Source organism: Sphingomonas sp. Leaf22, from assembly GCF_001421715.1.
In the GTDB taxonomy this organism is placed as follows: domain Bacteria; phylum Pseudomonadota; class Alphaproteobacteria; order Sphingomonadales; family Sphingomonadaceae; genus Sphingomonas.
In genome coordinates this window covers 1-11449 of record NZ_LMKP01000031.1, presented here as the reverse complement: position 1 = coordinate 11449, position 11449 = coordinate 1, and the positions used below count along the sequence as shown (strand labels likewise).

The window sequence follows — 11449 nt, the reverse complement described above, 5'->3', positions numbered from 1 at the left end:
AACCAAACGCGCCTCCAAGACCCAACAGATGCTCGAGATCACCCTCGACATCTTCCTCGCCAGAAAACGTCTACAGAGTCCGAAGTGAACACTCCCGCGCAGGTGGGGGTCTAAAGCCAAGCAAAACAACCGCTTGCGATTGAGGCCCCTGGACCCCCGCCTGTGCGGGGTACGGTGGACTTGCGGTCCGGATGCTCGCTCCGGTGACGACCGGCCCGGCATCGCGCGCTCCCTACAGCGTAACCCCCGACTTCCAGATCCCGATCGCGCGTTCCTCGTTCACCTCGTTTCGCGCCGGCTCGCCCGAAGCCACCGCGACGATCTGCGCCAGCAGCGCATCCGCCGCCGCATCCTGCCCCTCGTCCAGCACCGTGCTGGCATCGAAGTCGATCCAGCCCGCCTTGCGCGTCGCCAGATCGCGGTTGGTCGCGATCTTCATCGTCGGTACCGGGCTGCCGAGTGGCGTCCCCCGTCCGGTCGAAAACAGCGTGATCGTCGCCCCCGCCGCCGCCAGTGCGGTCGTCGACACCGCGTCGTTGCCCGGTCCGTCGACCACCGACAGTCCGGCACGCCGCACCGGCTCACCATAATCGAGCACGTCGCAGACCGGGGCAAGGCCACCCTTCTGCACCGCGCCCAGCGACTTTTCCTCCAGCGTGGTGATCCCGCCCGCGATGTTGCCGGGACTCGGATTCTCCGACACCGGCTCGCCATGGTCGAGGAAATAGCGTTTGAAGCGGTTGGTTACCTCGACCAGCCGGTCGAACACCGCCTCATCAGCACAGCGCGCCATCAGCATCCGTTCCGCGCCGAAAATCTCGGGGATTTCGGTCATCAGCACCGTGCCGCCCGCCGCCGCGACGCGGTCGGTCATCCGCCCGATCAGCGGATTGGCGGTCAGCCCCGACATCGAATCCGATCCGCCGCACTTCACCCCCAACCGCAGTGCCGACAGCGGCACCGGCTGCCGCTTCGCCGCCGCCGCCTCGGCCAGTTCGTCGACCGCCGCCATCGCTTCGGCGAATTCATCGGCGCTCGCCTGTGCCCGCACCGTCCGCACCCGCGCCAATACGTCCGCCGGCAACCGCGCCAGCATCGCATCGAGCTGGTTCGATTCGCAACCAAGGCCTAGCAGCACCACGCCGCCGGCATTGGGATTGCACGCCAGCGCGGCGAGGATCGCGCCGGTCCGGTTCAGATCGTCGCCCAGCTGCGAACAGCCGAACGGATGGTTGAACGCATGGACCCCGTCGATCCGCCCGGCATGGCGCGGCCCCGCCTGCATTGCGATCCGTTCACCCAGTCGCCCGACGCAGCCGACCGTCGGCAGCACCCAGATTTCGTTGCGGGTGCCGACGCTGCCATCGGCGCGGACATAGCCGGCAAAGCCCGGTTCCGCGCGTGGCTCGGGGGCGGGCGGCAGGGCAGGGGCGTAGCGATACGCATCCTCGCCGACCAACGCCGTCGCGACATTATGGACATGGACATGCTCGCCCGCCGCGATGGCACAGCGGGCGATGCCGATCGGACTGCGATAGCGCCGCACCGGTGCGCCGGCCGCAACGGCGCGCACCGCGATCTTGTGCCCGACCGCTATGTCGACGCGTGCCACCACACGCTCGTCATCGACCGCCACCACGTCCCCCGCCGCGACGGGATCGAGCAACAGGGCGACATCGTCGTCGCGATCGACGCGCACGGCACGGGCGGGGGAAACATCGAGCATTACACGGAAATAGGCCATTGCCACCGCTGGCACAATCCACGAAGAGACCGGGCACAAGGAGAACCGCGCATGGCTGCCCTGCTGCTGAACCCCGATCGCCTGTTCCCGGCCGATCCGACGACGCGTGGCATCGCGCGCGAACTGTACGCCGCCGTGCGCGACCTGCCGATCGTCAGCCCGCACGGCCATACCGACCCGGCATGGTTCGCGACCGACCGGCCATGGATCAACGCGACCGAGCTGCTGCTGTCGCCCGACCATTATATCTTCCGCATGCTCTACAGCCAGGGCATTGCCCTCGACGACCTCGCCGTGCCGCGCCGCGACGGCACCATCGTCGCCGACCCGCGCAAGGCGTGGGGCCTGTTTGCCGCCAACCAGCATCTGTTCCGCGGCACCCCGTCGCGCCTCTGGCTCGACCATGTGTTCGGCGCGGTGTTCGGGTTCGAGGAAGCACTGACCGCCGCCAATGCCGACACCTATTACGACCGGATCGGCGAATTGCTGGCGACCGACGCCTATCGCCCGCGCGCGCTGTTCGACCGCTTCGGCATCGAACTGATCGCCACCACCGAAGGGGCCGACGACCCGCTCGACCATCACCGCGCGATCCGGGAGAGCGGCTGGAGCGGGCGCGTCGTCACCGCCTATCGCCCCGACGCGGTGATCGACTGCGAACACGAAGCCTTTCGCCCCGCGCTCGCCAAATTCGCCGAGCTCACGGGGGAGGACGTCCATGACTGGACCGGCTATCTCGCCGCGCACCGCAAGCGCCGGCAAGACTTCATCGCCGCCGGCGCGACGTCGAGCGACCATGGCCACCCGACCGCCCGCACCGCCAACCTTTCCCCCGCCGAGTCGCAAGCCTTGTTCGCCAAGGTCATCGCCGGCACCGCCGACGCCGCCGATGCCGAGTTATTCCGCGCGCAGATGCTGACCGAAATGGCGCGCATGTCGATCGAGGACGGGCTGGTGATGCAGATCCACCCCGGATCGTTCCGCAACCATAATCGCGGCCTGTTCGACATGTTCGGCCGCGACAAGGGTGCCGATATCCCGACCCGCACCGATTATGTCGCGGCGTTGAAGCCGATGCTCGACGTGGTCGGCACCTCGACCGAACTGACCATCATCCTCTTCACGCTCGACGAATCGACCTATGCCCGCGAACTGGCCCCGCTGGCGGGCCATTATCCGTGCCTGAAGCTCGGCCCGGCATGGTGGTTCCACGATTCGCCGGAGGGGATGCGCCGCTTCCGCGAGATGACGACCGAGACCGCCGGCTTCTACAACACGGTCGGCTTCAACGACGATACCCGCGCCTTCCTGTCGATCCCGGCGCGCCACGACGTCGCCCGCCGCGTCGATTGCGGCTTCCTCGCCCGGCTGGTCGCCGAACACCGGCTGGACGAAGCCGACGCGCATGAGGTCGCGCACGACCTGACCTATGGCCTCGTCAAGCAGGCGTACAAGCTGTGAACCTGTCCAACCCGACCCTGAACGACCTGCCCGCCACGGTCGCCCGCCCGGCCTATGACCGAACCGCGCTGACCGCGGGCATCGTCCATATCGGCCCCGGCGCGTTCCACCGCGCGCATCAGGCGGCCTATGTCGACAGCATCCTTGGTGCAGACCCGCGTTGGGCGATCAGTGCGGTCGCGCTCAATTCGACCGGGGTCGCCGATGCGCTCGGGCCGCAGGATGGCCTTTATACACTGGCGCTGCTCGACCGCGAGACCCGCTACCGGGTGATCGGATCGATCACCGAATTGCTGACCGCGCACCGCCGCGACGCGGTGCTGTCGCGCATCGCCGCGCCGACCACCCGGCTGGTGACGACCACCGTCACCGAAAAGGGCTATCACCTTGACGGCACCGGCGCGCTCGACCTCGACCATCCTGCGATCGTCCGCGAACTGACCGGGGCGGAGCCATCGACGCTGTCGGGCTGGCTGGTCGCCGGCCTCGCCGCGCGCCGGGCGGCGGGGGGCGGGGCGATCACGCTGATGTCGTGCGACAATCTGGCGGACAACGGCCACCGCTTCCGCCGCTCGATCCGTGACCTCGCCGCCGCGCGCGATCCCGATCTGGCGACATGGATCGACGATCACGTCCGCTTCCCCTCGACGATGGTCGATTCGATCACGCCCGCGACCGACGACGCGCTGCGCGCATCGGTGCGCGCCGCCACCGGCATCGACGATGCGTGGCCGATCCAGCGCGAAGGCTTCGCGCAATGGGTGATCGAGGATGATTTCGCCGGCGACCGCCCGCCGCTCGATCTAGCCGGCGTGCAGTTCACCCGCGACGTGCGCGGCTTCGAAAACGCCAAGCTGCGGCTGTTGAACGGCGCGCATTCGATGCTTGCCTATGTCGGGCTGCTGCTGGGCCTCGCGACCGTCCGCGACGCGATGGCGACCCCGCCGCTCGCCGCCTTCGCCGAACGGCTGATGCGGCAGGATATCGCCCCGTCGATCCAGCCGCCCGCCGAAATGGACCTGTCGGCTTATATCGACGCGGTGCTGGCGCGCTTCGCCAACCCGGCGATCGCGCACCAGCTGGCGCAGATCGCATGGGACGGCTCGCAAAAACTGCCCTATCGCCTGTGCGACACGATCCGCGATGCGCGCGCGGCGGGGCGTCCGGTCGACCGGCTGGCGGTGCCGATCGCCGCATGGTTCCGCTTCCTCGAACTGCGCAAGGCGAGCGGTGAAAAGCTGGTCGATCCCCGCGCCGATGCGTTGCTGGCGCGGGCCGGGGAGCCGGCGGCATTGCTGGCGATGCGCGATGTGTTCGGCGATCTGGGCGAGGATGCGGTGTTCGTGGCGGCGGTGGAGCGGGCCTATGCCGCGCTGGCACCGGGTTCGGATTTGGCGGCGGCGTTGGTCTGATCGGGTAGATTGGTTCACGCGAAGGCGCGAAGGTCGCGAAGAGAAGAAGATAGATGTTCGCGCGGAGGCGCAGAGGCGCTGAGGGGTTTCGTTCCGGGCGATCGGCGCGCGACCGGGAGACCTATCGTCCTTGGCAGCTAATGTTGAAGCCGCTGATGCGGTGGACGCTGCATCGAGCGCAACCCCTCCGCGCCTCTGCGCCTCTGCGCGAAATCCTATCTTCTTCCCTTCACGACCTTCGCGCCATCGCGTGAACCAGAAATCCTAAACCAGCCCGACCCCCTCATGCGCCAGCAACCATCGCTTGCGCTCCAGCCCGCCGCCATACCCGGTAAGCGCCCCCGACCGTCCGATGATCCGGTGGCATGGCACGACGATCGCGATCGGGTTCGATCCATTGGCCAGCCCGACCGCGCGCACCGCGCTCGGTCGCCCGATCGCGGCGGCGATATCGACATAGGCGACCGTCCGCCCCGCCCCGACATCGCGCAACGCCTGCCACACCGAACGCTGAAAGTCGGTCCCGCCCGTCGCGGTCGGCAGCCCGTCGATCGCCGCCACATCGCCCGCGAAATAGGCGGTCATCGCCCGCATCGCGTCGCTGGTCCGCACCGCCGGCACGACCCGCCACCCGCCCGGCCGATAGTGCAGCCGCAACAGCCGTTCCATCCGCGCACCGAAATCCTCGAACTCCAGCACCCGCAACACCCCGTCGCCATCGGTCAGGATAGTGATCGTGCCGACCGGGCTGGGCAGCAATTCCTCATACAGCGTCATCATGCCGGCAATCTGGCCCGGCGTTCGACCGACTGCCAGCGGAAACCGGACACGACGCTACGCCCATGTCCGTTTTCCGCTAGTCGCGCTGCGCAGCGGCGATAAGGTCGCCGCCATGCTCGACCCCGACCATTGCTATGCCGCGATCGAACGCCGCGATCCGACGCAGGACGGGCTGTTCTTCACTGCCGTCCACACGACGCGCATCTATTGCCGCCCGGTCTGCCCGGCGCGCACGCCGATCCGCGACAACGTCACCTTCTACGCCAGCGCGGCGGCGGCGCAGGCGGCGGGCTATCGACCGTGTCTGCGCTGCCGGCCCGAAACCGCGCCCGACAGTCCGGCATGGGCCGGTACGCTCGCCTCGATCCACCGTGCGCTCCGCCTGATCGACGACGGCGCGCTGGCGGAAGGGAGCGTCGCCGCGCTGGCCGATCGGCTGGGGATGAGCGACCGCCATCTGCGCCGGCTGTTCGTCGAACATCTGGGGCTGACCCCCCTCGCGATCGAGGCGACCCGCCGCCTCCACCTCGCCAAGCATCTGGTCCACGACACCCGCCTGCCGCTGACCGACATCGCCTTCGCCGCCGGCTATGGCAGCGTCCGCCGCTTCAACGAGGCTTTCCAGTCCGCCTTCGCCCGCGCTCCCTCGGCGCTTCGCCGCGAAGGTACGCTTCCCGATCCAGCCGCGCCGATCACGGTCACCATCGCCCACCGCCCCGATTTCGTGCCCGACGCTCCGATCGCGGTCGACCTGCCCGAAGGCCAAGCCGAAGTGACGCCGGGCAGGGGGCGGACCCTGCGCATCACCCTGACCGACGTCCCGATCCCGGAGCTGGGCCGCGCCATCGCCGCCGCCAAACGCGCGGTGTTCGCTGAGAATTGAAAACACTGTCCTACAGGCGCGCGGGCAGGCAGGATCGCTGCCGTTCTTTCTCATTCCTGTTTTTCACGCGAAGGCGCGAAGGCGCGAAGGTAAAAAATTAGGGGTTCGCGCGGAGGCGCGGAGACGCGGAGGAGTTGCGCTTGCTGCAACCTCTTCCGCGTCAGCGGCCTCATCCACGGTGTCAGCGAGCGCAACGTCTCCCGATTGCGAACGATTTGCAACATTCGCAACCCCTCCGCGTCTCCGCGCCTCCGCGTGAAAACGACCTTTTTCTTGGTGCCTTAGCGCCTTCGTGCGAACCAAAACCGACCAGCACCAAAACGCGGGCGAGTGTGACCTTTGTGACTTTTGACCCGGTCAAGCCAACCCATGCCGCGCCAGCATCGCCGCCGGATCGGGATCGCGTCCGCGAAACGCCCGGAACAACTCGATCGCCGGCCGCACCGCCCCTTGGCTCAACACCGTATCGCGCAACCGGTCGCCGGTCGCCCGGTCGACCGTCCCAGCCTCGACAAACGCGGCAAAGCCGTCCGCCGCCAGCAGCTCCGCCCAAAGATAGCTGTAATAGCCCGCCGCATAGCCCCCCGCGAAGATATGCGAAAAGGCATGGGGGAAGCGGTGCCATGCCGGCGGCCGCACCACCGACATTTCGTCGCGCACCGCCTCGATCACCGCGATCGGGTCGTCGCCCTGCGTGCCCAGGTGCAGCAACAGGTCGAACATCGCGAACTCGATCTGCCGCAACAGGAACATGCCCGACCCGAAGCGCCGCGCCGCCAGCATCCGCTCGAACAGGTCGCCCGGCAGCGGCTCGCCGGTTTCGACATGGCCCGACATCGCCGACAGCACTGACGGCTCCCATGCGAAATCCTCCAGCAACTGGCTCGGCAACTCGACCGCGTCCCATTCGAACCCGGTCGTCCCGGCAATGTCCGGTCGCGGCACGCGGGTGAACAGATGGTGCAGGCAATGCCCCGTCTCGTGCAGCAGCGTCGTTACGTCGTCATGGCTCAGCAGCGGCGTCGCCCCCCCGGTCGGCGCGAAGTTGCAGACCATATAGGCGACCGGAATTCCGTCCGCCGGATCGGCGCGATAGGGCCGGGCAGGGGCCATCCACGCACCGCCCTTCTTCCCCGCCCGCGCATGCAGGTCGAGGTAGAGGCCGGCGAAAACCCCGTTGCCGTCGGCGACATCGTAATAACACGCATCGGGATGATAGGTCGCGACGTCGCTCCGCTTGGTCAGCGTCAGCCCGAACAACTGGTCCAGCAGCTCGCGCCACCCGCCAAGCACCCGGTCGACCGGGAAATATTGCTTCACCACCGACTGGTCGATGGCATGGGCATGCCGCTTCAGCCGGTCGCTGACGAAGCCGATATCCCAGGGTTGCAGGTCGGTAATGTCCAGATGCCCGGCGGCAAAGGCGCGCAGTTCGGCGATCTCCGTCTCGGCATGCGGCCGCGCCCGCTTGGCAAGGTCGCGCAGGAACGCCAGCACTTCCGCCACGTCCGGCGCCATCTTGGTGCTCAGCGACCGCGCGACCGGATCAGTGAAGCCGAGTAGCGTCGCCGCCTCGTGCCGCAGCGACAGGATGCGGCGGATGCGATCGCTATTATCGAACTTGCCAGAGTCCGGCCCCTGATCCGACGCCCGCGTGCCAAAGGCGCGATAGACCTCCGCCCGCAGGTCGCGATCCTCGGCAAAGGTCAGGACCGCGACGACGCTCGGTTGTTGCAGCGTCACGACCCAGCCTTCCAGCTCGCGTGCCGTTGCCGCCGCCGCCATCATCGCCCGGTCCGCCTCCGACAATCCGGTCAGCCGCGCTGGATCGGTGACGTGCAGCGTCCACGCATCGGTCGCGTCGAGCACTGCGCTGGCGAATTCGGTCTGGAGCGCCGACAATTCGGTCGCGACGTCCCTGAACCGCGCGCGATTGGCATCGTCCAGCGCGACGCCCGCCAGCGTGCGGTCGCGGATCGACCGTTCGACCGCCATCCGGTCGGCATCGTCCAGCTCGGCGAATTCGGGCGCGACCGCCAGCGTCCGCAGCGTGTCGAACATCGCCCGGTCTTGCTGCGCCGCGATCCCGCGCGCGGTCAGCACCGCCTGTCCCGCCGCATGTGCCTCGCGCAATTCGGGCGTGTCGGCGACAGCATGCAGGTGCCAGACGGTCGACCAGAAATTATCGATCGCGACGTCCGCCGACTCGACCGGCAACCACGTCTCGGCGAAGCCGGGGCGCGCCGCCTTGGCCTGCTCGGCAACGGCATCGCGCTCGGCCAGCAGCGTGTCGAGCGTGGGTGCGATCGCGGTCGGGGTGATCGCGGCGAAATCGGGAAGCTGGGACAAGTGTAAATCCTTCAACATTCGACGACATTGACCGCCAGGCCGCCCTGGCTGGTCTCCTTGTACTGGCTCTTCATATCCTCGCCGGTCTGGCGCATCGTCTCGATCACCTGATCGAGGCTGACGATGTGGCGACCATCGCCGTGTAGCGCCAGATAGGCGGCGTTGATCGCCTTGATCGCGCCCATCGTATTGCGCTCGATACACGGGATCTGCACCAGCCCGCCGATCGGATCGCAGGTCAGGCCCAGATTATGCTCCATGCCGATCTCGGCGGCATTCTCGACCTGTGCCGGCGTCGCGCCAAGCGCCGCGGCAAGTCCCGCGGCCGCCATTGAACAGGCGACGCCGACCTCGCCCTGACACCCCATCTCGGCCGCGGAGATCGACGCGTTCTGCTTGTAGAGAAACCCGATCGCCGCCGCGGTCATCAACAGCGCGTGGGCCCCGGCACGGGTCGATCCATGGACGAACGTCTCATAATATTTCAGCACCGCCGGGATCACCCCCGCCGCGCCGTTGGTCGGTGCGGTGACCACGCGGCCGCCCGCTGCATTCTCCTCGTTCACCGCCAGCGCCCACAGGCTGACCCATTCGAACACGACGCTGGGATCGGTGCGGGGGCCGCGTTCGAGCAGCTTCTCGCGAATCGCCCGCGCCCGCCGCTGGACCCGCAAGCCCCCGGGCAGTTCGCCGCGCCCGGTACAGCCGCGATCGATCGACGCGAGCATCGCCGAGCGCACCGCATCGAGGAAGCCGAGTGTCTCCGCCTCCGCCCGCCACGCGCTTTCGTTGGCGGCGACGATCTCGGCGATCGACTGGCGGGTGTCGGCGCAGAGCGTCAGCAGTTCCGCGCCGCTGGCAAAGGGGTGGGGAAGCGTCAGGTTCAGCCGTGGCGGCGTCTCGCCCTCGGCCCGGATCGCGCCGCCGCCGATCGAATGATAGCGCCGCACGATCCGGCTCCCGTCGGCAAGGACTGCCGTGAACGCCATCGCATTGGGATGGCCGGGCAGAAAGCCGGGATGGAAGACGATGTCGCGCGCCGGATCGAACGCGATCGGCCGTTTCCCCGCCAGGTCGATCGAGCAGTCGGCATGGATCGCGGCGACCATCGCCGTCACCGCGTCGGGATCGATACCCTCGGGCGTCGCGCCCGACAGCCCCAGCAGGATCGCGACGTCGGTGGCATGGCCTCGACCGGTCAGCGACAGCGACCCATAGAGGTCGCACAGGACCCGTTCGGGCGCGATGCCATCTTCCATGAGCATCGTCGCAAAGGCGCAGGCCGCGCGCATCGGCCCGACGGTGTGCGAACTCGACGGCCCGATACCGATCGTGAACAGATCGGTGATGCTCAGCGGGGTCATGCCGGATGACCGAGCAACGCCGCGAACCTTGCCGCCGCCGGCCGCCAGTCGATCTTGCGCGCCGTCAGCCAGTCGTCGTCATAATAGGTATCGCCGTAGCGCAGCCCCGAATCGCACAGGATCGTCACGACCGATCCCCGCTGCCCCGCCGCCGCCATTTCCGCGATCAGCGTGGCGCAGGCGACGATATTGGTCCCGGTCGATCCGCCGACCGGCCGCCCGAGCCGTGCGCTGATCGCCCGCATCGCTCCGATACTGTCGGCATCGTCGACGGCGATCATCCGGTCGATGACGGCGGGCACGAAGCTCGGCTCGACCCGCGGCCGTCCGATACCTTCGATGCACGAACATTCGCCTTCGACCGTATGGATCGTCGGGTCGGCATAATGGCGGTGAAAGACCGATGCCGCCGGGTCGGCGACGCACAGCCGTGTCGCATGCCGACCATAGCGGATGAAGCGGCCCAGCGTCGCCGACGTGCCACCGGTTCCGGCACCGCACACGATCCAGCTCGGCTCGGACGAATCCTCCTTCGCCATCTGCGCAAAGATCGATTCGGCAATGTTGTTGTTGCCCCGCCAGTCAGTCGCCCGCTCGGCATAGGTGAACTGGTCGAGATAATGGCCGCCGCTGGCGTCGGCCAATGCCTGTGCCGCCGCGTATACGTCGCGCGGATCATCGACGAAATGCACTTCGCCGCCCTGGAACCGGATCGCATCGATCTTCGCGCTGGCGATGGTCCGCGGGACGACGGCAATGAACCGCAACCCGATCAACCGCGCGAAATAGGCTTCCGACACTGCGGTCGACCCGCTGGTCGCCTCGACCAGTACCGTGTCCGGGCCGATCCATCCGTTGCATAGCCCGTACAGGATCAGCGACCGGGCGAGTCGATGCTTCAGGCTGCCGGACGGATGAACCGATTCGTCCTTCAGGTAGAGCGTGATCCCCGGCGTCTCCGGCAGTTCGACGCGGATCAGATGCGTATCCGCCGACCGGCAGAAATCGGCTTCCAACCGCCGGATCGCATCCAGCGTCCAGATGCGATCATGCGAGGGCGGCGCGGGAGCGGGGGTCAACGGGATGATCCTCTCAAAAGATACTATCACCCGCCTTATGCCGCGGTCGGCCAAGAGGGGGAAGGGCGCGCCAATATCGTCGCAATCGCCCGGAAACGGCACGCAGGATCGCAAAATCACATGGAACCGTAAAAAATGCGAAAACGTTGTTGACGCCTTCTGAAGCCGCCCATATAAGCAGCTTCACCGGACGACGAGACGCTCTTCGCTTCTCCCGCCGGTCGCCTCGCTGATCTTCGGATCGTGCCGCTGATGCGGATAGCGAGTTGCTCTTTTTATCCGGGACCTGGTACTGACCTGATGGTTGGTGCCATGTGTTCCGGTCTCTCTATCGCCGGCTTGCTGGCGCTTCGACCTTAGGGGTTTGGAGCAGGGAG

General features: G+C 67.5%; 8 protein-coding genes. 3 read left to right on the top strand and 5 right to left on the bottom strand.

Annotation, left to right across the window (positions count from 1 at the left end):
- Positions 1-232: 232 nt before the first annotated feature.
- Entirely contained in the window at positions 233-1726 is a 1494-nt protein-coding gene (locus ASE70_RS12610) for a UxaA family hydrolase (RefSeq protein WP_056505393.1), read from the bottom strand.
- A 69-nt stretch (positions 1727-1795) separates the two neighbouring features.
- Between ASE70_RS12610 and uxaC the strand changes: the two genes are divergently transcribed.
- Both uxaC and ASE70_RS12600 read left to right on the top strand, forming a co-directional pair.
- Positions 1796-3205: a glucuronate isomerase gene (gene uxaC / locus ASE70_RS12605; RefSeq protein ID WP_056505391.1), complete on the top strand. Its 1410-nt coding sequence runs from the start codon at positions 1796-1798 to the stop codon at positions 3203-3205.
- On the top strand, positions 3202-4617 hold the full coding sequence (locus ASE70_RS12600; protein WP_056505388.1) for a mannitol dehydrogenase family protein: 1416 nt from the start codon (positions 3202-3204) through the stop codon (positions 4615-4617). The genes uxaC and ASE70_RS12600 overlap by 4 nt, the downstream gene beginning before the upstream one ends.
- 264 nt (positions 4618-4881) lie before the next feature.
- Here ASE70_RS12600 and ogt read toward each other — a convergent pair whose 3' ends face one another.
- On the bottom strand, positions 4882-5397 hold the full coding sequence (gene ogt, locus ASE70_RS12595; RefSeq protein ID WP_056400056.1) for a methylated-DNA--[protein]-cysteine S-methyltransferase: 516 nt from the start codon (positions 5395-5397) through the stop codon (positions 4882-4884).
- Between ogt and ASE70_RS19285 the strand changes: the two genes are divergently transcribed.
- On the top strand, positions 5396-6280 hold the full coding sequence (locus ASE70_RS19285; protein WP_082438975.1) for a bifunctional transcriptional activator/DNA repair enzyme AdaA: 885 nt from the start codon (positions 5396-5398) through the stop codon (positions 6278-6280). The genes ogt and ASE70_RS19285 overlap by 2 nt on opposite strands.
- Before the next feature lie 357 nt (positions 6281-6637).
- Here ASE70_RS19285 and ASE70_RS12585 read toward each other — a convergent pair whose 3' ends face one another.
- Genes ASE70_RS12585 through ASE70_RS12575 form a run of 3 tightly spaced genes read right to left on the bottom strand, consistent with a single transcriptional unit; the run spans position 6638 to position 11072 of the window.
- A complete protein-coding gene (locus ASE70_RS12585; protein WP_056505381.1) occupies positions 6638-8647 on the bottom strand; it encodes a M3 family metallopeptidase in 2010 nt (669 codons plus the stop codon).
- A complete protein-coding gene (locus ASE70_RS12580; protein ID WP_156356217.1) occupies positions 8641-9993 on the bottom strand; it encodes an L-serine ammonia-lyase in 1353 nt (450 codons plus the stop codon). Before ASE70_RS12580 ends, ASE70_RS12585 begins: the two co-directional genes overlap by 7 nt.
- Positions 9990-11072 (bottom strand): PLP-dependent cysteine synthase family protein, encoded by a 1083-nt coding sequence (locus ASE70_RS12575; protein ID WP_056505373.1) that lies wholly within the window; start codon positions 11070-11072, stop codon positions 9990-9992. The genes ASE70_RS12580 and ASE70_RS12575 overlap by 4 nt, the downstream gene beginning before the upstream one ends.
- Positions 11073-11449 lie beyond the last annotated feature (377 nt).

Excerpts from the sequence above, each read along its gene's own strand:
- ASE70_RS12585 (WP_056505381.1), bottom strand. The coding sequence starts at position 8,647 with ATGTTGAAGGATTTACACTTGTCCCAGCTTCCCGATTTCGCCGCGATC.
- ASE70_RS12610 (WP_056505393.1), bottom strand. The coding sequence starts at position 1,726 with ATGCTCGATGTTTCCCCCGCCCGTGCCGTGCGCGTCGATCGCGACGAC.
- ASE70_RS12580 (WP_156356217.1), bottom strand. The coding sequence starts at position 9,993 with ATGACCCCGCTGAGCATCACCGATCTGTTCACGATCGGTATCGGGCCG.
- ogt (WP_056400056.1), bottom strand. The coding sequence starts at position 5,397 with ATGATGACGCTGTATGAGGAATTGCTGCCCAGCCCGGTCGGCACGATC.
- ASE70_RS19285 (WP_082438975.1), top strand. The coding sequence starts at position 5,396 with ATGCCGGCAATCTGGCCCGGCGTTCGACCGACTGCCAGCGGAAACCGG.
- uxaC (WP_056505391.1), top strand. The coding sequence starts at position 1,796 with ATGGCTGCCCTGCTGCTGAACCCCGATCGCCTGTTCCCGGCCGATCCG.